At 43.2% G+C, this 23,831-nt stretch carries 27 protein-coding genes and 2 pseudogenes; 17 read left to right on the plus strand and 12 right to left on the minus strand.

Annotation, left to right across the window (positions count from 1 at the left end; all coding sequences use genetic code 11):
• Positions 1–38: 38 nt before the first annotated feature.
• The 4 genes from QUA38_RS02905 to cpeB form a co-directional block, all read right to left on the minus strand.
• Positions 39–653, minus strand: coding sequence for a HEAT repeat domain-containing protein (locus tag QUA38_RS02905; protein ID WP_333159030.1), 615 nt, complete (start codon positions 651–653; stop codon positions 39–41).
• A 123-nt stretch (positions 654–776) separates the two neighbouring features.
• On the minus strand, positions 777–2,066 hold the full coding sequence (locus QUA38_RS02910; RefSeq protein WP_333159032.1) for a HEAT repeat domain-containing protein: 1,290 nt from the start codon (positions 2,064–2,066) through the stop codon (positions 777–779).
• A 172-nt stretch (positions 2,067–2,238) separates the two neighbouring features.
• Positions 2,239–2,733, minus strand: a complete 495-nt coding sequence (locus tag QUA38_RS02915) for a bleomycin hydrolase (protein WP_333159034.1) — start codon at positions 2,731–2,733, stop codon at positions 2,239–2,241.
• Positions 2,734–2,812: 79 nt separating this feature from the next.
• The gene (cpeB, locus tag QUA38_RS02920; RefSeq protein WP_333067110.1) at positions 2,813–3,367 is read right to left on the minus strand and encodes a C-phycoerythrin subunit beta; all 555 of its coding nucleotides are present in this window, start codon (positions 3,365–3,367) and stop codon (positions 2,813–2,815) included.
• A 234-nt stretch (positions 3,368–3,601) separates the two neighbouring features.
• On the opposite strand from cpeB, the gene QUA38_RS02925 reads away from it, so the two are divergent.
• From QUA38_RS02925 to QUA38_RS02950, 6 genes are all read left to right on the plus strand, one after another.
• The gene (locus tag QUA38_RS02925; protein ID WP_333159036.1) at positions 3,602–4,138 is read left to right on the plus strand and encodes a phycobiliprotein lyase; all 537 of its coding nucleotides are present in this window, start codon (positions 3,602–3,604) and stop codon (positions 4,136–4,138) included.
• A gap of 50 nt (positions 4,139–4,188) precedes the next feature.
• Positions 4,189–4,791, plus strand: coding sequence for a chromophore lyase CpcT/CpeT (locus QUA38_RS02930; protein ID WP_333159037.1), 603 nt, complete (start codon positions 4,189–4,191; stop codon positions 4,789–4,791).
• A 226-nt stretch (positions 4,792–5,017) separates the two neighbouring features.
• A complete protein-coding gene (locus QUA38_RS02935) occupies positions 5,018–5,902 on the plus strand; it encodes a phycobilisome linker polypeptide (protein ID WP_333067113.1) in 885 nt (294 codons plus the stop codon).
• Positions 5,903–6,013: 111 nt separating this feature from the next.
• Positions 6,014–6,781 carry a phycobilisome rod-core linker polypeptide gene (locus QUA38_RS02940; RefSeq protein ID WP_333159039.1) on the plus strand — a complete coding sequence of 256 codons (768 nt, stop codon included), beginning with the start codon at positions 6,014–6,016 and terminating at the stop codon, positions 6,779–6,781.
• A gap of 232 nt (positions 6,782–7,013) precedes the next feature.
• Positions 7,014–7,781, plus strand: a complete 768-nt coding sequence (locus QUA38_RS02945) for a phycobilisome rod-core linker polypeptide (protein ID WP_333159041.1) — start codon at positions 7,014–7,016, stop codon at positions 7,779–7,781.
• 556 nt (positions 7,782–8,337) lie between these two features.
• Positions 8,338–8,994 carry a HEAT repeat domain-containing protein gene (locus tag QUA38_RS02950; RefSeq protein ID WP_333159043.1) on the plus strand — a complete coding sequence of 219 codons (657 nt, stop codon included), beginning with the start codon at positions 8,338–8,340 and terminating at the stop codon, positions 8,992–8,994.
• A gap of 37 nt (positions 8,995–9,031) precedes the next feature.
• Here QUA38_RS02950 and QUA38_RS02955 read toward each other — a convergent pair whose 3' ends face one another.
• Positions 9,032–9,610, minus strand: coding sequence for a phycobilisome protein (locus QUA38_RS02955; protein WP_333159046.1), 579 nt, complete (start codon positions 9,608–9,610; stop codon positions 9,032–9,034).
• A 248-nt stretch (positions 9,611–9,858) separates the two neighbouring features.
• Here QUA38_RS02955 and QUA38_RS02960 point away from each other — a divergent pair, with 248 nt between their 5' ends.
• Entirely contained in the window at positions 9,859–10,593 is a 735-nt protein-coding gene (locus tag QUA38_RS02960) for a 15,16-dihydrobiliverdin:ferredoxin oxidoreductase (RefSeq protein WP_333159047.1), read from the plus strand.
• 7 nt (positions 10,594–10,600) lie between these two features.
• Entirely contained in the window at positions 10,601–11,353 is a 753-nt protein-coding gene (locus QUA38_RS02965; RefSeq protein WP_333159049.1) for a phycoerythrobilin:ferredoxin oxidoreductase, read from the plus strand.
• Positions 11,354–11,355: 2 nt separating this feature from the next.
• Here QUA38_RS02965 and QUA38_RS02970 read toward each other — a convergent pair whose 3' ends face one another.
• Positions 11,356–12,186, minus strand: coding sequence for a pentapeptide repeat-containing protein (locus tag QUA38_RS02970; RefSeq protein ID WP_333159051.1), 831 nt, complete (start codon positions 12,184–12,186; stop codon positions 11,356–11,358).
• Between the two features lie 218 nt (positions 12,187–12,404).
• On the opposite strand from QUA38_RS02970, the gene QUA38_RS02975 reads away from it, so the two are divergent.
• From QUA38_RS02975 to QUA38_RS02990, 4 genes are all read left to right on the plus strand, one after another.
• Positions 12,405–13,013, plus strand: coding sequence for a phycobiliprotein lyase (locus QUA38_RS02975; protein WP_333159053.1), 609 nt, complete (start codon positions 12,405–12,407; stop codon positions 13,011–13,013).
• 164 nt (positions 13,014–13,177) lie between these two features.
• Complete coding sequence (locus QUA38_RS02980) at positions 13,178–13,444, plus strand: hypothetical protein (RefSeq protein WP_333159055.1); 267 nt, start codon at positions 13,178–13,180, stop codon at positions 13,442–13,444.
• A gap of 9 nt (positions 13,445–13,453) precedes the next feature.
• Positions 13,454–14,335, plus strand: coding sequence for a HEAT repeat domain-containing protein (locus QUA38_RS02985; protein WP_333159057.1), 882 nt, complete (start codon positions 13,454–13,456; stop codon positions 14,333–14,335).
• A gap of 8 nt (positions 14,336–14,343) precedes the next feature.
• Positions 14,344–14,820 (plus strand): DUF2656 domain-containing protein, encoded by a 477-nt coding sequence (locus tag QUA38_RS02990; protein ID WP_333159059.1) that lies wholly within the window; start codon positions 14,344–14,346, stop codon positions 14,818–14,820.
• 205 nt (positions 14,821–15,025) lie between these two features.
• On the opposite strand, the pseudogene QUA38_RS29250 reads toward QUA38_RS02990, so the two are convergent.
• The 3 genes and pseudogenes from QUA38_RS29250 to QUA38_RS03000 all read right to left on the minus strand — a co-directional run.
• Positions 15,026–15,232 (minus strand): annotated as a pseudogene (locus QUA38_RS29250) (CHAT domain-containing protein); the annotation flags it as partial.
• 153 nt (positions 15,233–15,385) lie between these two features.
• Positions 15,386–16,231, minus strand: a pseudogene (locus QUA38_RS02995) (IS630 transposase-related protein).
• A 353-nt stretch (positions 16,232–16,584) separates the two neighbouring features.
• Positions 16,585–17,208 carry a Uma2 family endonuclease gene (locus QUA38_RS03000; protein ID WP_333159061.1) on the minus strand — a complete coding sequence of 208 codons (624 nt, stop codon included), beginning with the start codon at positions 17,206–17,208 and terminating at the stop codon, positions 16,585–16,587.
• 144 nt (positions 17,209–17,352) lie between these two features.
• Here QUA38_RS03000 and QUA38_RS03005 point away from each other — a divergent pair, with 144 nt between their 5' ends.
• The 3 genes from QUA38_RS03005 to QUA38_RS03015 all read left to right on the plus strand — a co-directional run bounded on the left by QUA38_RS03005 (position 17,353) and on the right by QUA38_RS03015 (position 19,856).
• Positions 17,353–17,922 (plus strand): HD domain-containing protein, encoded by a 570-nt coding sequence (locus QUA38_RS03005; RefSeq protein WP_333159063.1) that lies wholly within the window; start codon positions 17,353–17,355, stop codon positions 17,920–17,922.
• A 50-nt stretch (positions 17,923–17,972) separates the two neighbouring features.
• Positions 17,973–19,106 carry an ABC transporter ATP-binding protein gene (locus QUA38_RS03010; RefSeq protein ID WP_333159064.1) on the plus strand — a complete coding sequence of 378 codons (1,134 nt, stop codon included), beginning with the start codon at positions 17,973–17,975 and terminating at the stop codon, positions 19,104–19,106.
• A 345-nt stretch (positions 19,107–19,451) separates the two neighbouring features.
• Positions 19,452–19,856 carry a hypothetical protein gene (locus QUA38_RS03015; RefSeq protein ID WP_333159066.1) on the plus strand — a complete coding sequence of 135 codons (405 nt, stop codon included), beginning with the start codon at positions 19,452–19,454 and terminating at the stop codon, positions 19,854–19,856.
• Positions 19,857–19,919: 63 nt separating this feature from the next.
• On the opposite strand, the gene QUA38_RS03020 is transcribed toward QUA38_RS03015, so the two are convergent.
• From QUA38_RS03020 to rbfA, 3 genes are all read right to left on the minus strand, one after another.
• Positions 19,920–20,153 carry a DUF4327 family protein gene (locus QUA38_RS03020; protein WP_333035426.1) on the minus strand — a complete coding sequence of 78 codons (234 nt, stop codon included), beginning with the start codon at positions 20,151–20,153 and terminating at the stop codon, positions 19,920–19,922.
• Between the two features lie 362 nt (positions 20,154–20,515).
• Positions 20,516–22,159: a glycoside hydrolase family 3 N-terminal domain-containing protein gene (locus QUA38_RS03025; RefSeq protein ID WP_333159068.1), complete on the minus strand. Its 1,644-nt coding sequence runs from the start codon at positions 22,157–22,159 to the stop codon at positions 20,516–20,518.
• Between the two features lie 61 nt (positions 22,160–22,220).
• Positions 22,221–22,652: a 30S ribosome-binding factor RbfA gene (rbfA, locus tag QUA38_RS03030; RefSeq protein ID WP_333159070.1), complete on the minus strand. Its 432-nt coding sequence runs from the start codon at positions 22,650–22,652 to the stop codon at positions 22,221–22,223.
• Positions 22,653–22,850: 198 nt separating this feature from the next.
• Here rbfA and QUA38_RS03035 point away from each other — a divergent pair, with 198 nt between their 5' ends.
• Both QUA38_RS03035 and sipA read left to right on the plus strand, forming a co-directional pair.
• The gene (locus QUA38_RS03035) at positions 22,851–23,054 is read left to right on the plus strand and encodes a hypothetical protein (protein WP_333159072.1); all 204 of its coding nucleotides are present in this window, start codon (positions 22,851–22,853) and stop codon (positions 23,052–23,054) included.
• 137 nt (positions 23,055–23,191) lie between these two features.
• The gene (sipA, locus tag QUA38_RS03040; protein WP_333159074.1) at positions 23,192–23,431 is read left to right on the plus strand and encodes a regulatory protein SipA; all 240 of its coding nucleotides are present in this window, start codon (positions 23,192–23,194) and stop codon (positions 23,429–23,431) included.
• Positions 23,432–23,831: the final 400 nt, after the last annotated feature.

The following is a 23,831-nucleotide window of genomic DNA, read 5'->3' on the forward strand; positions in this document are numbered from 1 at the left end:
GTGTGCGCTCAAGAGTAGTGCGAAAAATCTCACTAAATCTAACTATCTGCACGCTTGTAATTAATCACCAAATCCAACCGGGATAAAGAACTTGTCGCTGATTCCCGCACATAAGAATCCACGGATTCATCATTCGCAAATGTTGTGAGAACTTCTACACACCGTCGATCGCCCACAGAAGCAAGAGCATTCACGATCGCCACTTGTACCGCCACATTATCCGTTGTATTCAGCGACTCCACCAAAATTTCAAAAGCAGAGGAACCCATCTGCCCCAAAGCCATCACAGAAGCAATATTAACCACAGGATTCGGATCGTCGATCGCCTTTTTTAATCCCTGCAAGCCTGCTTCAGGAAACGGCAACTCTGGATAATTAATCGCAATTTGTGCCAATACCTTCGCCGCACTCCCTCGCACAGTCACATTATCACTGTTTAACAATGCGTCCACCACCGATGGCACGGCATCTTCACCAATCACGCCCAAGGCTTTTACTGCCGCCCGACGATAGGTGACATCTTCTTCATCTAAAATGCTCACCAGTCGAGAAATTGTATTTTCATCGCGGGAATCGGCAATTTCAAACATTGCCCGATCGCGCAGATGAGGATTCGGGTGTTTTAGTTGTTCAAACAAAGCATCTGTTGTCATGGTTTTTGTGGTTTTATAGCAGTTGACAGTTGACAGTTGTATTGCGGTTCTCAAGCGTGGTGAGGTATGCCCTATGCCCTATGCTCTATGGCCTATGCCCTATGCCCTATGCCCTATGCCCTATTAAGATAGTTCGGATGTTACACAAGTATGAGCATCTACTTTAGCTCGAACCAACCAATCTGGGTCGGCCGCAGCGATTTCATAACCCGTGAAATCACCAAGTTTTTCTAGTGCCATTAATGCAGCATACTTCAAATCCCAGATTTTAGTTTCCAGACAGGCTTTCAATTCTGGAATAGCACGCTGTTCTCCCAGTTCCCCCAGGGCGATCGCCGCCCCTGCACGGGATTTCTGAAACTGGGGTTGGGAGTGATGCAAAGCTTCCAATAACAAATCGTAGGCTGGAGAATGTTTTAACCAACCAAACAATTTTACCACATGAAAATGCGCTCCATAGTCATTATTTGCTTCTTCAGCAAAGGTCGCAAACAGGGCTGCTGGTGCATCCTCTGAGTAATTTTTAAGGATCGTTTTAGCTGCTAAATAGCAACGTCCAAAATCTGTTTCGTATAATTGGCGAATCAAAAACGGTAAGTCGGGTAATTTTTCATAACTATGCACTAAATCTAAATCCCCTGGATAGTCTCTTAAGGTTTGTTCCAAATGGGGTTTAATGGTAGCAAAGGTCAGAGAATTGTCGGCAATTCCTGCTTGTGCTAACATTCTAATTCCTCTGAGCCGAAAGACTAAAGATACCGGACATCTGGCAATGTTTGGAATTGCATCGTAGTAACGCGCATCTATCAAATCCTGAATAGATAATCTGCGCCCAAGGACATTTTTGTGTTGCAACATCGCGACAACTTTTCCCATTTGAGAAAAGTCTCGGGTTAAGCGACAAATTGCGGCGATCGAAGCACTAGCAGTCGGCGGGTCAATATCATCGACAAATCTGCGAATTCTGGCTACGGCTGGCTGATAATCTAATTTAGTCAGGGTGTGGATAATTACCCGGTAGGTTTGTCCCGGTTTATCCAGCAATTGAGCAATTTCTGCTAAAATATCGGGATCTTGAGTGCCAATTTCGCCGATCGCCCAAACAGCATTTTCCACCGTGTAGCAGTCATCATCCGCCAGACAGGTGCGAATCACCGGCAATGCTTGCACAGCTTGCAGTCTTCCTAATGTTTCCACCGATTTGCGGCGCACAATCCGATTTTCCAGCACCGGATCAGTTTGTTGTACTGCTCGCATCAGTGCTGCGATCGATCGATCTGTTGAGAAATTGATCAAGTGGGAAGCAGCTATGTAGCGGGAATCCTCTTCCCCGATTTCAGCTTGGGGCGTATCTAAAAGGGCGATCGCCTGGTCTTCCGTTAAATTAAAAAAACTAAAAAAGCGTTTATCCATAAAATTACCAGTCTGCAAAAACTATAATATGATATGCCTATTAAAATACAATAACAAGCCTAGGAATTCTTTACCCTTACCTCACCAAAATTGGTAAAGCAATGAGCCAAGAGTTCCTAGACTTGTCGGGGTATCAACTACCCAGTTGCGACATTACAAACCTGCCAATTAATTAGGACAGGGAGTTGATCGCGTAGTCGAGGAGAGCATTGTACTCAGTCAAAGCTTGAGCGGACATATCGCGAGGAGCGCAACCGCGATTGCGAGCAAAGCTTAATGCTTCAACGTAAGGAGCAGTAGGCAAGCCCAAAGCACGATAAACTTCGCGTTGACCAGCAATACCCCATTCGTCCAGAGGGCCTGTGCCGCCAACAACTAAGCAGTATTGCACCAAGCGCAGGTAGTGCTTGATGTCACGATGGCATTTTGCTTTGAAAGTATCGGTGGAGTTAGCTTGACCGGATTCGTTCAAGTAAGGATACTTTTTGATGCAAGCATCATAAGCTTCTTTAGCAACTGCGTCGAGGTTGGTTCCTAGTTTTTCAGCAGCTTCTAAACGAGCAGCAGAGCGTTGGATAGAACCTTGAACGGATTCTAAATCTGAGGTGCTAGGGAAGCGGCCTGCTGCATCAGCAGAGGCAATAGCTGTGGTGAGAACTGATTTCATTTCCTAAAACTCCTAAAGTGATTTTGATGACAGTGAGCGTAGTTTCAATTTTGCTGAGCCAATTGCGATTAGCGACGGACTAGCTCAGTGCAGAAATGATGCGATCGAAGTAGCTGGAAGCTTCAGCAACGAGGCTAGCACAACGATCTTCTACTACAGGACTGCCCATTTTGCGGAGCTTAGCACCAGCAAATTTTTCGCTAGGATTGTCTTGGATGTGAGCAGCGGCTTGAGCCTTCATGATTTGAACGGCACGCACGGTGGAGGTGGTGGGCACGCCCAAAGCTGCGTAGGTTTCTTTCAAACCATTCAAGCAACGGTCATCAAGAACAGAAGCATCACCAGCCAACAAAGCGTAGGTTACATAGCGCAAAATGATTTCTGCATCGCGCAAGCAAGCAGCCATGCGGCGGTTAGGATAGCAGTTACCACCAGCTTGAATCAAGCCTTGGTTTTCGCAGATCATACCGGCAACAGCATCAGAAACCATGCAGCTAGCATTGCTGGCGATCGCGTTTACAGCATCCAAGCGTCGGTTGCCGTTGGCAACGAAAGCTCTCAGGGCACTAATATCACCGACGGTGGAGGTGCTGGCATCGGCTGCAACTACAGCTCTTGAAAAAGCGTCAAGCATTGAGTTCTCCTTAACTTAGAAAAATTATTTCTGATCTTAGTTGGTCAACTTGGTGACTAACTTAATGGTTTTGAATATATCTCTGGGGTGTTGCCTCTGTCTCATTCCTGAGAAACAAAGTAACAATTTGTTACTTTTGTGGCTAAAAGCACTTTTTTTTCGTGAACAGGGTCGCAAAAAGTGGAGTTCTGAAGACAAGAATATTTTGGCTCTTGCCCCTGTACAATGTTTTTCATGAACAATATTAAGCAGTTTGTTGAAAATTCTCTAGGACGGTGGCGATCCCAGCGCAGCGCCCATCATTTGACTTTCAGACACTTTGAAGCTGTGCAGTCAGTCATTGATATCGTTGCTATCTCACCGGGCGATCGGGCAGTAATGGAACTCTGTCAATTGTATAATGTTGACCCATCCCAAGCAGTAATGCCTTTTCAAATGAGTTGGGAGGGTGAGTCAGATTGGGACGAGAATTCTGAGGTTAAGGGGAGTTGTATTCTGGTACCAATCCCAGATCCAAATGTACCCAATCAGGGTAAGTTATTACGAGATCAAGGTTATGCTGAAACTATTGCCGCAGCAGGTGACTATCACATCACAGAGGATGGAACTTTTGTGCTGTTGACTAGCTATGAACACGCCGCAGCGGAAGAAAAAATATGGTTTGCTAATCCTAATTTACGGTTTCGTGTTTCCCTAATTAAAACCAGTGGAGGAAGTGGGGTAGTAACGGCGTCATTTTCCTCAGAGATTCGTTCGCTTTCAGGGAATTAGTTAATTGCTAATTGCTATTAATCAACTTTCTTCTATCTTTTTCTTAGCTTATGAATTCCGTTAAAAGCAATGATTTAATGACTTTAGCTCAGTGGATGGCTGGGGATTTTAGTAACTATCAACAATCTTTTAATAACCCACAACAATTTGCCCATATTCGGATATTTTTTCGTCCCTTACCCTTTGAATTTTTCAATGCCATTGGCTTTTACTCTGAACAGGTTTACGATCACGATATGTGGACTCCCTATCGTCAGGGAGTTCATCGCTTAATAGACCAGGGAGATCAGATTTATATTGAAAATTATAGCCTCCAAGACCCCATACAGTACGCCGGAGCCGCACGAGAGTTAAGCATTCTCAAAACTATTAAACCAGAGAGTCTGCAGCGACGTTATCACTGTTCCATGATTTTTAAACGAGACGGCGAAATGTTTCGAGGCTGTGTGGAACCTGGAAACCTTTGTCTCATCGAAAAAAGAGGTTGTTCTACCTACCTAGTCAGTGATGTCGAGATTACAGAAACAACTTGGAGGAGCCTCGATCAAGGTCTGGACGTAAATACCCATCAACAGGTTTGGGGGTCGGCTTTTGGCTCTCTACAGTTTGAAAAGCGTCAAAGTTTTGCCACTGAGTTACCTCACATCTTATAACTTATCGGCTTAATAATTTCAAGTCACATTGGCCATATATTACAACTTTTAATTTTGTACTACAGAAAAAATATTGCAATAAAAGACTCCGAACCCAGATTTCAACCTCTTTGTGTAGTACAAATAAGCTCCATGATCTGATTTTATGTTAAGTTATGTAAAGTTTTTTAATATAACCTCTAAGTATGGTAGTTTCTCATGTAATACAATCGTGGAGATTTTTTAAATGGTTTTTGGACCTGCATCTCGACTTGGAGTCAGTTTATTTGAAGAAACACCTCGTTTAGAACTAATTCCAGGACGTTCACAAGAAGAAGTAGAAACCATTATTAATGCCGTTTATCGGCAAGTTTTGGGTAATGCTTACGTCATGGAAAGTGAACGAGCGACGATTCCTGAATCCCAATTCAAAAGTGGTGAATTCAGTGTGCGCGAATTTGTCCGCGCTTTGGCAAAATCAGACGCTTACCGCTCTCGCTTTTTTGATACTTGTCCTCGCTATCGGTTTATTGAACTCAATTTCAAACATCTTCTAGGTCGGGCTCCTGATGGCTTAGAAGAAATGAGGGCACATAGCACAATTTTAGATACTGAAGGCTTCGAGGCAGAAATTGATTCTTACCTCGACAGTGATGAATACCAAAATGCCTACGGGGAAAATATCGTTCCCTATTTCCGAGGCTACAAAACCCAGCCAGGACAAAATATGGTTGGGTTTACTCATATGTTTGCTCTCTTGCGCGGAGCTTCCAGTAGCGACCTCAAGGGCAGTCTTTCTGGAAAAACCCCTGTTCTGAATAAATTCGTGATTCAGCAAACCCCCCTACCCATAGTTCCCCCTTCAGGTGGTGCAGTTGGAGATGGTTGGGCATTCCAAGAGTCTGGTATCAATTCACGTACTCGTGCTGGATTAGGCGCCTCAGCAGAAGGTAAAGTTTATCGCATTACTGTGACTGGATATCGTTCTTCAGCAACGACTGTGATGAACCGAGTTTCTAAATTTCGCTCTAGCAATCAAGCCTATCTCGTACCATTTGATAGGCTCTCGCAAGAATATCAACGCATCCACAAACAAGGCGGCGTAATTTCCAGCATCACTGCTGTCAACTAACAACCGCTCAAACTTCTGCCTTAACGACTTGGGGAATTATCTCCCTGAGCGTGTCTTTCACAATCCCTAATTCTCTGTTTTGAAGCGTTATTTATTCTTAGGAGAAACTCAATGAGTGTCGTTTTAGATGCGCCAGTAGAACTTTGGCCTACCAGCAGCTCCGATGATAAACAGGCGGTAATTCGCGCTGTTTACAAGCAAGTATTGGGCAATCCCCATGTCATGGAAAGTGAACGCCTGACGATTGCAGAATCCAAGTTGTGCGATGGCACGATAACGGTACGAGAATTTGTCCGCGCTGTGGCTAAATCTGACTTTTATCGCCGTCGGTATTTTGAATCCTGCGCTCCTTACCGCTTTGTCGAGCTAAACTTCAAACATTTGTTGGGACGTGCTCCTTTAGCTCAAGAGGAACTTTCTGAGCATATTTGTCGGTGTACGCAAGAAGGCTACGAGGCAGAAATTGATTCTTATCTCGATAGTCCAGAATATCAGGAAAAATTTGGCGAGAATACAGTTCCTTATTATCAAGGGGCAAAAAGTCAAGTCGGACAAAAGCAAGTTGGTTACAATCGTACCCTTTCCCTGTATCAAGGTTATGCAGGAGTTGATAGTGCTTTTACCGGTTCTCGCTTAGTAGATTTTGTGGCTGGCAATAGCGGTAACAAGATTACTTTACCAACAACAGGCGGTCGGATCAGCGCTTACAAAGATGCTACCGAAAAGACCTTCAAGATTTTAGTCAAGGGGTCTAAATTTGATAGTCCTCGCCGAGTAAGTAACACTGAATATCTTGTATCCGGTGCGAATATGACTCCGCAAATTCAGCGAATTCATCGTGCAGGTGGCAAAATTGTCAGCATCACAGAAGTTGATTAAGGCATAGAGTGACTAGCGGGTAGAGAAGTAAAAAGTTACTTCTCTATCCCTTTCTGAAACAAGCGCGATTTTTATCTTATCACCCTCGCAATTATGAAATAGATAACGATAGAAATAGATAGTTTTTCTCTGCCTAATTAACAGATGTGTTCGCCTCTTTCAAGCTATTTCAACTAACAGTGACTTTTTTTTACACTCTCAATCAAACTTTAATTAACATTAGGAAAAAACCATGTCCAGTTTAACAGCCGCTTTCGTCAGTGACCTAGTAGAACTGCGATCCAATGCAACGGAAGACGATTTACAAGTCGTTATTCGTGCTGCTTACCGACAGGTGTTAGGAAATACTCACCTGATGGAAAGTCAGCGTCTCACCAGTGCTGAATCTTTGCTTCGCAATGGTGATATTACGGTGCGTGAATTTGTCAGACAAGTAGCCAAATCCGACCTCTATCAGTCTCTATTTTTTAACACCAATTCTGCCTATCGGTTCATTGAGTTAAACTGCAAACATTTGCTTGGTCGGGCTCCTTTAGAACAGACGGAGATTTCTGAGTACGTCCAAATTTGTAACGGTCAAGGCTATGAAGCCGAAATCGATTCTTATATCGATAGTGACGATTACAGCAAGAACTTTGGCGAGAATATTGTCCCTTATCCTCGGAGCATTCGCAGCCAAACTGGTATCAAGAATGTTGGGTTTAATCGGATGCTTTCTTTGCTGGGAGGAGCAGCTACTAGCGATAGCAGTAATCAAGCTCAATTAATTGCTACAGTTGCGAGCAATCTGCCTCAGAAAATCAAACTTTCTAGCATTGGTACCAGTGGAACATCTAGCACAACTGGTAAACGTTTTCGGATTACTGCTGCTAAGTCTGGTGGTGCTAAGGTCAGAGTGAGCAATATCAGCTATGAAGTCAGCTATGCTCAAATGTCTAAGCAAATTAAAAATATTCAGAAAATGGGAGGCAAAATTCTCAGTATTACTGAAGTTGGCTAAATTTACCTAGACCTCACCTTTGTCTTCATTGAAGTTTGGTATCTCCTGCTTTCTATAGAGCGAGTTTATTATTCGCTCTTTTTCTTCTATGTAACACTTGAAAATAAAAATAAATCACTCAGTTTTCAAGCTGAGGATCTGAAAAATGCTACCCCCAATAGCTTGTAAAAAAATTCAGGCTTGGATCAGAAGTCGTCACCTAATTTTTTGCGGTCAATTGCTAGTTTTTGAAACTTTAGACTATCCAGCAGTTGAGCGATTTGAGGAATGTGTTAACAGTCTAGGAGGGTGCTTAATTTCTGTTGAACCAGCCAAACGACTTTGGATGGGAAATCATCGACAAGTGATTCTCTATCAGGCTAAAGCCAGTTTGCATACACCTCATCATGAACTGCGGCAATATTGGTTCAAGTACGGCTGTTTTCAGACTCGATTTGATCAAAGAGCTTAGCTATAACAACCGCCCAGGTTATTAATTATTAAAATATCTTTGATTATTTGCATAATTAGGAACTTTTTGGTTACAATTAAGGAAAAATTATACTTTGTTGTGGTTATGGATATTCACGAAATCGAAACGTCTCTGAACAATCCTGATTTTCAGTATCGACTCAAGGCCGTCGCGGCTCTCAAGGATTATCAACCAGAGATTGCTGTTCCCTTGCTCAAGGGCAAACTCGATGACCCGGAATTCTTAGTACGTTCCTTTGTCAGCAGGGCGTTTGGGACACAACAAACCGCTGAATCCTTCGCCGCATTGCTCCAAATCATGAAATTTGATAATACGCCGAATGTGCGAGCTGAGGCTGCTAATTCTCTTTCGCTGTTTGGTCGATGTGCTGCATCTCATTTAGTCTCGACTTTTTTTCAGGATGACCACTGGTTAGTTCGTCGTAGTATTTTGGCGGTTTTGGTTGATATGGACTGCGAAAACGAACTTTTTGAGGTCTGTATGGAAGGCTTAGCTGGCGAAGATATGACCACCCAGGAAGCGGCTGTGGATGCACTTGGTACATTAGCCGGAACGACTCAGGAAGCGGCTGCGCTTTCTCAGTTATTAATGCTGGCTAATTCTGAATCTGAAGGTATGCGTCAGCACGTCGCATCTGCTTTGCAACATTTCGACGATCCGCAGGCTAAGGAAATTTTAAGTCAACTTCGGCAAGACTCAAATCATCGAGTTGTTGCTGCTGCTTTAGAAAATCTGCTATAGACAATAAATAGTAATAAGTCTGATACTTTTTAGTGGGTTAAGCTTGACTAAAATTTTTTAAGCCTGTGATTAAATGGTCAAAAGAGAGGCTCAATAAATCCCGCTCTTCAGAATCAAATTGCTGCAAACTAACTTTTTTCAACTGTTCTAGTCCACAGAGCATGGCCGAAACAGGAACCCGCAATTCTTGATAGAGTAGCTCCATGTTTCTGAGTCCTTCTTGGCTAGTAAATTGAGGACTGTTACCTGCAATGCCATAGGTGATACAGCGTAGGAACTGCCAAAAATCTCGCCAACAGGCTTCAGCACGTTCGGGAGGATAAAGATCATTACCAGGCTCAGTGATATCGGGAAAGTCTGCTAATACTTTTTTCCTCGCATCAGCAACAATATTAGGAGCTTGCTCTCGCAATAATCTGGCTTTTTCTAGCATTAAAGAGAGATGAGGATGAAGATTTTTAATGCGTTCTAAATCCTCATTTGTGAGATATCGACTTTGATTGTCAGCATCTTGAAAAATTGCAATTACTTCCTCTGAATATAAGTTTTTCCAAGTGGCAAAACTGACAATTCTCGCTTGGGGAATTAATTGCTTGGCTCTTTCACTTAATTGCATATTTATTAAATTACACTTACTTAATTTACTAGGATAGACTAAAATTATGAGCGAATTGGTTAAGATTTATTACAAATGCAGCCGTTAAATGATGGTTGGTACAGGGCTTCTCTGGGGAATCCTGAGTGCACCACAGATTTTTGTAACGAAATATTACTTTGTTTGTCAAATACAGAGACAAGATTTAAGGTAATCCCTTATGATCTTGTTTTGAGGGAAAGAAGATTGAAGGAGCTAGATTTTAATCTATGTTTAAGCCGTTTCAGGAATTCTTAGAAAAAGAACTGTTTGGACGTTTTGCTCTAGAGAGTCGTCCCATTCCCTCTGGGTTGGAATCGGTGGTGAGTGAAAGAGGCAAAAATCCCGCCACGATTCAAAGTTGGTGCTATCAGTGTCCCGAATTGCGAAAAATTCGTTACACCTACATTGATGCTGGAGAAACGGCACAAATTTTTAATAGTGTCATTTATCCGAATTATAATTACGATTTGCCTTTGCTAGGAATTGATTTTTTAGCATTTGGACAGAAGAAAATCTTGGTTGTCTTAGATTTTCAACCTTTATTCCGCGATCGAGCCTATATAGACAAATATATCGAGCCAATGAGCGCAATTAAGGATAAATACAAAGATTTAACGCAAGACTTAGAAATGAAGTTTTACGATGCGAATCAGTATTTTTCTAAGAACTTGCTATTTGCTAAAACAGATGCAGAAACGGTTGTAAGTCGTTTGTTTCCAGCCTATCAAGAATATGTCCAGTTGTATTGGCAAATGGTAGAGCAAGCCTCCCCGCTTAACACTCCAGAAGAGATGCAACGGATTGTGAAGGCACAAAAAGATTACGATCAGTATAGTGCGGAACGCGATCCCGCATCAGGGCTATTCGGCAGCTATTTTGGACATGAATGGTCAGATAGATTTCTGTACGAATTTTTGTTTGAAGATGCTGTTCCCTTAGCAGTTCCAGCGGGAGTAAGATAAGTTAAAAATGACTCTTTATCAGCCTTTCTTAGATTACGCTCTCCCACTTTTAAAAGCACGACTTGACTTGGCTCCCTATCCCATTCCCGAAGGTTTTGAACGGAAGGAAGCTATAACTGGAAAGGGGAAAAAAGAGCAGTTGGTTGTGACGACAAGTCATGCTTTTAAGTCCTCAAAATTACGGCAAATTCGGGCTGCTCATGTTCAGGGTGGTGATGCTCTCCAGGTACTGAATTTTGTCATTTTTCCCCAGTTAAATTATGACTTGCCCTTTTTTGGTGCGGACTTAGTAACCTTGCCGGGGGGACATTTAATTGCTTTAGATATGCAGCCTCTTTTTCACGATTTGGCTTACCAGAAGCAATACTCAGAGCCGATTTTACCGATTTTCAACAACTATCAAAAGGAGTTGCCTTGGGGAGGAGATTTTCCTGACGAGGCAAAACCTTTCTTTTCACCTGCTTTTCTTTGGACTCGTCCGAAGGAAACAGAGGCTGTGCAAACTACGGTCTTTGAAGCTTTTAAGGATTATCTTCAAGCTTATCTCGATTTGGTTGAGCAAGCGCAACCTATAACTGATAGTGAAAGATTGTCTGAGATTCTTCATGCTCAACGGAATTATATCAATTATCGTGCTGCAAAAGATCCCGCTAGAGGAATGTTTATTCGGTTCTATGGTGAGGAGTGGACTGAGGAATATATTCACGGTTTTCTGTTCGATTTAGAACGCCAAATTCCAGAGGTTCAACAATCAGTGTAAATTTATCCTACCTGAGAGCGAAGACTCTGAGCCGTATTGTTACGAGTAAAAGCATTCCAAGTTCCTAATTCTTTGGGATCGCGACTACAAAGCATGGCTTTCATCTCTTGGGTTATTCCTTGTGCTAGGGTAAAATCAGCCCCAGCAATACTCTTTAACTGCTCTAAATTTGCCCCGGTTAAGTCAGCCCCTCGTAAATCCGCTCCTTGTAATTCGACTCCAATCAAGATAGTATTTCGTAAATAAGCACCAGTCAGAAAGGCATTCTGAAGACTTGCCCCACTTAAGGCTGCTCCCTCTAAATTTGCCCCAGTTAAATCTGCTCCACTGAGATAAGCACCTCGCAGATTACAGCCATGTAAATCGGCTCCTCTGAGGTAAGCTGTATTCAGAAAAGCTCCACTGAGATTGGCTTGGGGGCCAATTGCTCCTGAATTTTTGTAATTAAATCCCTCTGGCCAAAGGGTATGAGCATCATATTGAGCTAATTTTAATTTAGCCTCTTGTAGCTGGGCATCGACTAAATTACAGCCATGTAAATCGGCACGAAAAAGATAGCTTTCTTGTAAATTAGCTCCACTCAAATTGGCATCTCTGAGATTTGCCCTTCGTAAATCAACCCCTTGAAGATTTGCCCCTTGCAAATTGGTTTGACTAAGGTTTGCCCCAATCAAGTTTGCTCCACTGAAATCAATACCAGATAAATCCATCTGGCTGAGGTTGATTCCCGGGATGTTGGTTTGAGCTAGACTTTTCTGTTGCTGAATGGTTGCCAAGACTTCTATTGCAGAAAGGGGTTCGGAGAGGAAAGATGAGTGTTGACGAGGTGACATTATATTTTTCTGAATTTTTATTGATCGAGTTGCTCAAAATTGTCCTGTGTCATTTATCCTAGAATTTGAAGGATTCCAGACTGACGTTTGTTTATTTTTCTTAACCAAAATCAGCTCTGATTCCCAGTTCGGCTAAGCTCAGGTCAAAGCCTAAATCCCCGTTTTTCAATGAGATTTGTCTCAATCCCTCTGATTCCTCTCGCTAAGTTGACACAGAAATGCTGCTAACACCACCTATGACTATGATGGATTTCTTTCGCAAGAGTGAGGGCGTTTGGTTTACTCAGCGAACAGTCCATAATTTTGATACTGCTGCGGCTGATGAGTCGGGAGAATCCAATGTGATCGTTGACGTTTTGTCAATAGATGATCCCAGACTTTTAGATGTTTGTCAACAGCAGAATGTCGATCCCGCTTTAGTTAGTGGGGGATGCAGTTTTATGTGGCAGGACAATTTAGATGATACAGTTCCGAACCAAAACTATGCTGCTATTCTTTTAGATGTGCCTAATCCTACTAATCCGAGAACGGGCAAGTTTCTGCGAAATCGGGGCTATGTTGAAGGTATTCCGGTCATCGGTGTTTACCATTTTGCGGATGATGGGGTGTTGACTATTGAGACGGAATATGAGACTAATCAAGGACAGGAACGCTGTTGGTTTATTAACGATCATTTTCGGGTACGGGTGATGACTGTGCAGATGGTAAATGGGGTTAAACAAATGGCATACTGTTCTGAGCGTCGTTGTGTTTCTCACTCTGCTTTAGAAGAGATGATTGAACATAATCGCTTGAGATTTTCTGGGGTGGGTGTGCTGTCACCTTAAAGCACAAATATCCAGTCTCTTGCAATCGCAGCTACACACACAGTCAAAATATCCCGGTGATTGAAATTGCGGTAACATAAACAAAAAATATCCAGACGACTGCAATCGTATCTACACACAAAGTTCGCCTACGCGGACTACTTATTGAATTCTAAAAATAAACTATGTCTGAAAACGAAGAATTGAATCCATCTGATAATGAGGAAACTGTTGCCGCTTCACCAGAGACTAATGTTGAAGAATTGGCCGAAGTAATTGCTGAATTTGAGCAATATCGGGAACGTTTGGTTAATGAAACGATGACGGCGGCACAAAAGGCAAAATTACCTCCGAAGGCGGCGATGGCTAAAATTGAGCCGGAACTTGCTAAAATTGATGCGGGACTGGAGACTCTTCGCGCTCAATTGGCGGCTCTAACTACTAATAATTAGGTAATAATTATGGTCAATTCTAAGGCTCAAGCTGAGGCAGATCCAATTCTATTGGCTCACGCGGAAACAGATGCTTTTCTTCGGGAAGTTACTGAACAAATAGATTTAGATACTTTTGATGTTAATGATTCCAATCTGTTGAAGCGGTTGGTTGAATGTTTGGGAGATACGCGGGGGATGACTCGACTGCGTTTCGCGGAAACTTTGGCTGAAATTGGCGAAGCGGCGACTCCTTTTTTGTTGGATGGTTTGGCAAATCATGTTAATCCGGTTGTGCGGCGTGCTACTGCTAAAACTCTGACTTTGATTGCTGATCCGACTGCGGTTCCTCATTTAATTCATGCTTTGTTGAATGATCAGGATACGGTGGTTAAGGGTTCATCAATTGGCGCTTTGGCGAGGATTGGGGAGCCGTCTGTGCAGGCTTTGTTGGATATTTTAGGGTCAACTGATTTGCCAGAGAGTACGATCGGTCATGCGGCTTGGGCGTTGGCGTTTATTGGGGCGGGGGCGAAGGAGTATTTGTATCAGGCGATCGCCTCTGATTCGCCTGTGGTGCGTGGTGCGGTGGTGGGTGCGATCGCCAAGGTTGCACAGGAAGAACCGAAGGATGAATTATTCGAGATTTTAGTTAAGTCTCTGACGGATGTTGATGTTGATGTGCGTTGTGAGGCGGCGGCGGCTTTAGGAAATCTGGCTTATAAACCGGCAATTCCTAATCTGATTGAGTTGCTGGATCATGGTGATGGGGAAACTCGTAGGGCGGCGGCTTTGTCTTTGATGAAAGTAGGCGATCGGGCTGCGATTGAACCGCTACAAGCTGCATTGGAAAGGGAGTCAGAAGCGGCGATTCAAGGTGTAATTAAGTTGGCAATTTCTCAAATTAAGTAACTAAAAGTATGACTAAATCGGGAACTGGGCGGATGTTGCTTTCTCATAATTTTGATATGCCAGATGGTGTTTTTCCCACCTTAAGTCGGGAAGAATTTACTCGGGTATTTGCTGAGGGTTTAAGCCAATATCCTGAGATTAAGTGTCGTCAATTAAATCATGCTCATTGGATGGTAGAAGTTTTATTTTCTACTGATGCTTTTTCTCCGCCTCAAGTGGGAGAATTTTGTGCTCAAAGTTTGGTGGATAAGCGGATGAGTCAGGGGAAAATTGATGATTCTTTTCCTGATATTTTGATTTTAGCGGGATTGAAGAAGACTCCGCCATTGAGTAGCGATGCTGAGGCGTTGCAACCGGGAGAATGGGGGGTGGATGTGGTGGAAACTCAGTCTGCTGAGAGTTTTTTGATGGCGATGGGGTGGGAGGGGAAAACGGCGGGGAAAAGTATTGAGGATGTTTTTAAGGTTGAAAGGAGAAAAGGGTAAAGGGTGAGTTAAGGTGCTACGATTTGTTCCTAGTGAACTACAATGTCTGGCATTTTTCCGTGAGGATATAACTCAACCCCCATTTCTCGAAACTTCTGAGTTTTATTGATAACGTTTATTAGTCTGTTGGTAAAAATCATGATATTAACTGTTTTGAATCAGTTTAGCAATATCTTCATTAGATTTATCTATTGATGAACTATTTCTAAAAATGAATCATAAAAATAGCCGTCGAGACATCATTCACCGCCCAAAATGTGCCTAAGACATTGCGAGCAACTGCAAAGAAAAACCAGGCCAGAATGCTGAGATACTCATCGCTGGTAGTGCTAATATCGGTGATACCAGTTTCACAGACAGATAGGGCAACTAGGCGACATTGCTGGCAGCGCAGGTTAAAGATTTCTGGTAATGTGAGACATTCATCTTAATAGTTGATTTCTAATGCAATCTGTAACTTGCGTTTCCTCAACTGGAAATCCATGATAAGTGAAATAACCCTGTTCATTAGAGGCGTTGTCTGCATGAAATATATAATATAGTCATTTCAAATAAAAAAGAGACACTATTGAGCGCAGTAGGCACAGATGAGTTCATCTAAAGATGTGCCAGGAGGAGCATACATTCTGCCTCGCTTCAAGGCACTAAAATCGTGTTCAATATCGTTCAGGTCGGGAGAATATTTCGGGAGAAAAATAACTTGATGACCCGTTTCCTCTACCAGTTCTCGAATGGCTGTTTTTCGATGAATCGGTGCATGATCCATGATTAATATAGATGGCTTTGTTAGAGAGGGTAATAAATATAAAGATAACCACCCTTCAAAGCCTTCTGCATTGAGGCTTCCCGTAAAAACCATTGGGGCAATTAAGTCCTTTTTTCCTTTCCGTCTTCCAGCTACTAAATTTTCTCTTGTTCCCCGTTTGCCGGACTTTTCACCCCATATTTTTTTTCATTTTTTTGACCAGCCATAAGCACAATCTAAAAACGGCTCAAATCCTGATTTATCAACAAAAACCAGACTTTGACTTCCCCATAATTTAATCAATTCTCTGAGATGAGAGTAGTATTTCATTCTTTATTCTCGGTTTCTCTCCTGGTAACGAAGTTCTTTTTTTCGGGTAATTTTCATTTCTTTAAGAGCATAAGATATGGCACTGGGTCTGGTTCCAAACTTATTGGCTCTGTCGATTAATCTGGCATCTGGATTCTCTTTAACATCCTTTTCCAATGCCTGCCAATCTAGTTTTCTCTTACGTCTTTTTACCTTTGTAGCTTGAAGGTATGACCGACCGAGCCACCGATACATCGTTGCTCTTCCTACCTTAAATAGGACAGCAGCTTGGGCGATACGACCGCCATTTTCTACATATTCCACTACTCTTTTTCTCAAATCTATGCTGTAAGACATTTCCTAACTGGTTAAGGATTTTTTTTCATTTTACCTCATCGTTTAATATTCTCATTCTTATTTGAAATGACTATACAATTAAACGTAGATTGTTTAGAAAATTTTTCCACCCCCTCTTTAAAATCCAGAAAAAAGTCTTTGACGTTGATGGGGAAAAGCGGAACTTTATATATCGATCGCGCTCGACTGTATCAATAATTCTTTCGTTACCTGTAATTTGATCTATCTTAAACTCGATTTAAACCTTGCCACCTTCTCATTAAACCAAGTCTTAATATGAAAAATTTTATTTTGAATTTAATTGTTTAATTTAAGTTCTATGGTTTTAATAATAAATTAGTTTAAAACATTCCTCAAGCCAACAATTCACTCACAGCTAGGCGAAAACCTGCAAGCACACTTTGAGTGTTAACCACTTCATCCGCATTAAACAACCGCCAGCGTTGCCCTGCATTCACAAATATTAATCTAGCTTCAGGAAATAGCAACCAAACTTCTAAACATCCCGATTCCAAATATTCCTGAGCTTTCGCAAATAACTCTTCGCCGCTATCTTTGGGGGAAGCAACTTCCGCTATCAAAGGAAAACTTTGGGAAAATGCTGTAAAATTGCCTGATTCTGGCAACAATTCAGAAGTAATGTAAGCAACATGGGGACGGCGACCCTGTTTGTTAGTCCGGCAAAGGACTTCTGTCACAACTTCTCCTCCCTGTCCGCTGGAATTTTTGTAGTTTCTCCAGTAGCTCGATAATTTAGATTGAGCCAGACCGTGCTTGAATGTAATTCCTGTTTTCTCCACTAAGTTGCCGTCAACCCATTCCATTCTACCAGCAGGTCTGACTAAAAAATCTTCAAGAGATATGACTTTTTTAGGCTCAGATTCGGGAGATATTTCTGGTTTATTTTCTAATTGAGGATGTGATTCTAACTCTGAGTTTTGGTCGGCATTTTGGGGTATGATTATAGTAGCTGTCATGCTCGCAACCTCTGTTTAACTATTATAATTTTACAAGCCCTCGCTCTCGATAGCATTTAATGACATGATTGAAATTGGTAGATTTGGTCTTTTCAACTTAGCCCGACAATTTATATATCATAGCAATTCAGAAAGGTGACTTTCATGATTCTCTCAAACCGTTTTTCTGAAGCCCTCACCTATGCAGCCGAATTGCACGCTACCCAACTTCGCAAAGGTTCGGGCGTTCCCTACATTGCCCATTTGTTGGGCACTGCTAGTATAGCTTTAGAATATGGAGCAAATGAAGATGAGGCGATCGCAGCTTTGCTTCACGATGCGATCGAAGATCAAGGCGGCCCCACCACCCGCGAAGCCATCCGCCACCGCTTTGGTGATACAGTCACAGCGATTGTAGACGGCTGTACCGACAGTGACGAGATGCCGAAACCCCCTTGGCGTCAGCGAAAACAAGCCTATATCGATCGCATTTCTACAGCTTCTGGCTCAGTGAGATTAGTCTCGGCTGCTGATAAACTTTATAATGTCCGATCGATCCTGAAAGATTCCCGTCAATTAGGAGATACTGTTTGGGAACGCTTCAAAGGTGGCAAAGATGGTTCTCTCTGGTATTATCGTTCTTTAGTAGAAGCATTCCGCCAAGCTGAGTTAACGCCTATAGTTGAAGAATTAGACCGCACAGTTTTAGAATTAGAACAGTTTTCTGAAGGTTGAAGACTGAAGGTAAAAATTACTAATTATCAATTACCAATTACAGTCAAAAAATGGCAAATGTTCGCTTAGAAAATATTACCCGACGCTACCAGAACGTCACCGCGATCGAAAACATCAGCTTCAAAGTTCCGGACGGAGAATTTTGGGTATTAGTCGGGCCATCCGGCTGCGGCAAATCCACAATTATGCGGACAATTGCAGGTTTAGAAACCGCAACTTCCGGCAATCTTTACATCGGAGATAATTTAGTTAACACCATTCCGGCGAGACAGCGGGATGTAGCAATGGTGTTTCAAAATTACGCACTTTATCCGCACATGACTGTCGCGGAAAACTTGGCATTTGGATTGCGGATGCGGAATGTTGACCCGACTAAAATTCAAGAACGAGTCGAAACAGTAGCCCGATCGCTCTCGATCGACCACCTCCTCAAGCGTAAGCCCAAACAGCTATCAGGCGGACAGCAGCAGCGGGTAGCACTCGGAAGGGCGATCGCCCGCGAACCGAAAGTATTTCTTTTAGATGAACCGCTTTCTAACCTTGATGCTCAACTGCGAGATGACACTAGAGCCGAACTCAAACAACTGCATCAACGGCTGGGAATTACCACGATTTACGTCACCCACGACCAAGTGGAAGCGATGACTTTAGCTGATAAGATTGTCGTCTTAAATGGGGGAAAAGTTCAACAAATTGGAGACCCGCAAAGCATTTATGCCAAACCATCTAACCGCATGGTCGCCACATTTTTAGGCAATCCCGCCATGAACATTTTGCCTGTAATATATACTAACGAATCCTTTCAAGTGGGAAATCAACATTTACCCTGTCCGCCCTCGATTCAGAAAAAACTGCACGCGAGAGAAGGACAAGGGTTTGATTTGGGCATCCGTCCAGAAAATATAGAAATCTTTACGCCACAAACCGCAGAAGAAGATGATTTGAAAACCGATGTTTGGGCATTAGAAAAAGTCCCTCTTGATGTAGAAGTAAAAGTAGTGGAACCTCTGGGACGAGAAACTTTAATTCGGGCGAGTTTGCCGTTGTTGAGTGCTGAAACTACTGTACAGTTACAAATACCTGCGAGTGTTCGCTTGCGATCGGGCGATCGACTAAAGGTACAGCTTGACTTCGATAGACTATTTATATTTGACCCATCCACAGGTGAGGCGTTGTATCCTTAACTGGATGGAACAGGACTTACCCACGGGGGCCCAGCAACCAGGTTTTTTTAGTCACAGTGCGTAAGTCCTGTTTAATCTCAAATATCAAATATACTGAGCCTTGCAGTGGGAAAGTCTCGATTCGCAGTTACAAAAGTTTACAGTTGACATTTATTAATTTCCGAAGTAATGATACGATTAGTATTGGCACAACGGCAAAACGTCCCCAAAAGCTGATATTTCCTGAATCGGGGCGCTCGCTACCCACAAGGCAAGCATCTTCTCCCTAAGAAGCGGCTTTACGCCCCGACATGGGAGCAACTAGCGAAGCAAAAACTCAGAAAAACGTTCTATCGGCATTTTTAGATGAATCCCGACAACCTGCCTCAAATGCTGCAAACAGGATTTCACCTAACTTTAGGTGCAACTTCCTTTTTAATTGAGACATTGCAAGATCCTCTGAAGCGAGAAGAAAATCTTGACAAACTGAAGTCAGATTTTGGCCAGCTAGCCGATGAGCTGCTGGAAAAAGGAGAAATGACTGACCGAGAAGCCCGGAATTTTGTAGATACTATTTTCTCTCAACCGGGCGATCGGGAGAATGCAGACAGTGAGCCTGTCTCGCCTAAGCAATCAGATGCAGCGACTGATGCTCCTCCCGATTCGGTTGTACAGCCTAACGTAAAGCTAGAGATTCAAGAATTAACTGCACACATGGCAGCGCTGAGGGCCGAGTTGGAAAATTTGCGCACCGAAAATTCCCAGTATTAAAGAATCAAGAGTCTTTAACACAGCCGGAGTTTACTTGCCAACTTAATTTAAGAGAACCCAACTCTAGTCATTGTCCCATTTTTCAGAACCGATCAGGTCGGCGATGCGGTCGCGCAGCAAGAAGTCGCATTTTTCTAATTCGCACTCTACACAAGCCCATTCCCGAGGAGGAATGAATTGGCACAGGGTGTATATCGGCTGTTGGCGGCTGAGAACGCCCTCATGCACGAGCTGACGCGCTTCATCTTGGATCACATCTAAAGAGTATTGGATTTGGGGAATAGTGGAGTGAATCATAATGCGCCCTCAATGTTTTACTAAAAAATTTTATGGCCCTGGTAATAATATAGTCCAAACTTACGAATATGGAAGTTAAATTTTGTCCGTATCCAGCTATACAATTCACTGCTGTAAATAAAAATAAATTATACGAATCATCAGTAAGTGATGGGATGTGTCTTAGGATATTGATAAACAGCACATTTTCCTGACTAGCAAGCGGATCTGCTGGAAAGCTCAATTCAGAACTTAGAAACGCGCATCGGATTCCCGGTTTCTAGATGCTTTGCCACCAAAGGCAAAATTTCTTGCGAGAAACCGGGTTGATGAATTTAAGTCTTGACGGAAACAGCAAAGGAAAGATTTACGAGTCCGGCAACTCAAGCATTACCAGTTCCGTCAATGCCGAATAGCACTTCTAGAGCGATCGATTGCGCTGCCGGCATCTGCCCATAACAAAATACATAAGGAATACTCGGAGGCAAGTGCGGCAAAAATTGCTCTAAAACGTAGGGACTGCCGTAAATTAACACAGCTTGCAGTTCTCCCGTTTTTAATAATTTCTTAAACCAATCTTGAGCTGCTTCGGTCAAACCAGCACTGCCTCGGAAGCAATTGCCGCGAATGAAAATTTGCAGCAGTGTCGGAGAAAAATTCTCTGCACTTGTATTTTCAGCGATCGCAACTGTGCGATCGTCAATTAGTTGCAATTCGTAACCAAACTGTTCGGGAAGGGCGATGGCCGGAGTGTGGTTGCCCAAAAACTCGCACCCCAAAACATCATCTACAACAATCAAATTCCGCAAAAGCTGGTTTTCTGGGGCTTTTGGAACCTGTAAAGGTAGATTGCCACCAAATTTCAAAGAATCTCGCAAAATATCGACAGCAGTTGCCCTTGCCTGGGGATTTGCCAGCAAACTTAAGTCGATCAACTCCATGGATTGTAAATTCTTGCTCCCCCCCTTAGCAAGAGGGGGTTGGGGGGGGTCAGAAATCAACATACCCACCTTTATTTTCGCTTTCCAAATACGCTTGACAGAATCCTTAATTTGTGATATTGAGAGTCGCCCTTGAGTCACAGCTTCGCAGACAGCGAGAATCGCCCCTTCCGCGTCAAGCGGCATCAGCAAAACATCCGCACCAGCCTCAGCAGCCAAAACAGCAGCTTCATTAGCGCCGTACTTATTGGCGATCGCACCCATCACCAAAGCATCCGTCACAATCAAACCTTCAAATCCCAACTCTTCTCGCAGCTTTCCGATCAAAATTTTGCGAGAAAGAGTAGCAGGAAACTCCGCATCCCAAGCCGGAATCAGCAAGTGAGCACTCATCACAGCATCGACCCCAGCAGCCATCGCCTCGACAAAAGAAGGTAACTCAACCTGGGCCAATCTCGCTGGCGAATGTGGCAAAACCGGCAATTCCAAGTGAGAATCAACCGCCGTGTCGCCGTGGCCGGGAAAATGCTTAGCTGTAGTCAAAACCGGGTGCTCACCTGCGCCTCGAATAAAAGCAGCCGCTAATTTGCCGACAATTTCTGGTGTTTCGCCAAAAGCGCGGACGTTAATCACAGGATTGTCGGGATTGTTGTTAACATCAACCACCGGTGCAAGAATCCAATTTAGACCGATCGCCCTAGCTTCGATCGCAGTGACAGCGCCCATTTGTTCAGCATATTGATCGGCTTTACCTGCATCGTGCCGCGCCACTTCGGCAATCGCCATCGGCGGCCCGAACCAAGTCGCTCCCGCGAACCGCTGGCCGACACCTTCCTCAATATCAGCCGCCAGCAGTAGCGGAAACTTAGCCCAAGACTGCAATTGGTGCGATCGAACTGCCAACTCTGCAGCACTTCCCCCGACCAAAATCACCCCGCCGACGCCCAACTTTTCCAGATAATAGCGGAGTTTGCTAGCAGTTGGTTCCCATTCGGGATAGCGAATTTGGTGGTCGAACAAGCAGCCAGAAGCGCGCACCACGAACATCTGGGCCACCAGTTCTGGTAAGGAAAGATTGTCAATCATGGGAAATTAGGAATTGTTGACTGTTAACTGTTGACTGTTGACTGTTGACTACCTTCAGACACTAATCCTCGTCTGCTTCTAAATCATCATCATTTTCATTGCCCTCGGCCAATTCTTCGTCATCAAACATACCTGGTTTGCGATCGGCAGAAAGCTGATTCAGCAGTATCAACATTTTATCGCCGCGTTCCAAAGAACGGTCTTCGAGAAAAATCACTTCCGGCGTCCGGCGCAGTTGCAATCGTTGGCCTAACTGGTTGCGGACATAGCTAGTTGCCGATTTCAAACCTTCCATAGTCTCGGCCTTTGCCTCATCAGTACCGTAAATGCTGACAAAGATTTTTGTATGCTGAAGGTCTCCCGAAACAATTACATCGGTAACGCTAACCATACCGGCACCTACCCGATCGTCCTTGATTCCATTCAGCAACATCAGGCTGACTTCCCGCTTAATCATTGAAGCTACACGCTCAATGCGACGACTTGTAGCCATAACACCTACTCCTCTACTTTCCTAATCAGCCATTTTCATCCCGATTGACAATTGTAGCGCGATCGGTCAGGGGTGTTACGGGCGATCGTCCGAGTTAGGGGTGAGATACAGCTTAGAGGAAAAAAATGTTTGATTGCCATAGGTGAATATATAGCTAATATAGAGAGGTAGAGTGAGATACAGCTTAGAGGAAAAAAAATGTTTGATTGGATTGTCAAAACAGTAGCCGATGCTTCAGGGGTAACTAACCAGCTAAATATAGCTGAATGGGCAAGATTGAACAGGACTAACCCTTTCGATATGGGAGCCAAAAACTACCAACGATGTGTTTATGACTTAGGGTTAGGGGGAAAATATTATGAACTTGAATATAACGAAGATGGCAGCCTAAAATATCAATAATTTTGCCGTAATTCCCTTGATTATGATTCATCATTCCCATTTTATTATCCATCCCTAATCAATCCATCAATCAATTAAACAGAAATATTTCTTGTCAAAATCCCTTTATCGCTGTGTTTCTTTAGGAAATAAAACTCATGGAGAAAGAATTTACAATCGGTCAAAAAGTTCGAGTTGTGGCGATGCCGCCTTACGTCAAAACTGCCGAACCGATGCCCATGCTGCGGCCTGCGAATTTAATTGCGATTGGCGCTGAAGGTGTTGTGATCGATCGGCGTCCCGGCAATTATTGGGGAATTCGTTTTGAAAAAGGTGCTTTTCTATTAGACAGTCAGTACATTGAAGCAGCAGAAACTAATGTAGAAGCTAATGGGTAATGGGGAATGAGAAGAGGGAATTGATCTGATATCAAATTCGTTGGTATCCGAATTATTCATCTCTCTCTTCTGGAGACTCAGCGCCCTCTGCGTTGCGGTTAAATCATTCCGAAACAACAGTAAACCCTATGAGAAATTAACATTTCCCTTTTCCTTCTTCCCTCAACATCCCTCCCTTAAATGCGTTAAATCCCATTGCTTGCTCGTTGCCGAACTTCCTGCTTCAACAAGCCAGCTTAGCTTCAAACGCCAAAGAATTAACAGGAAACTCCCCCAAAAATTCCTCTAAAATAGGAGATTTGAAGTTACAAGGTTGAGGCTTTCCCAAATGATAACCTTGAGCGTAATCTACCCCAAGTTCATTGAGTTTATCCATAATTGTTTGATTTTCAACATACTC

Source organism: Microcoleus sp. Pol12B4, assembly GCF_036701385.1.
Classification (GTDB): domain Bacteria; phylum Cyanobacteriota; class Cyanobacteriia; order Cyanobacteriales; family Microcoleaceae; genus Microcoleus.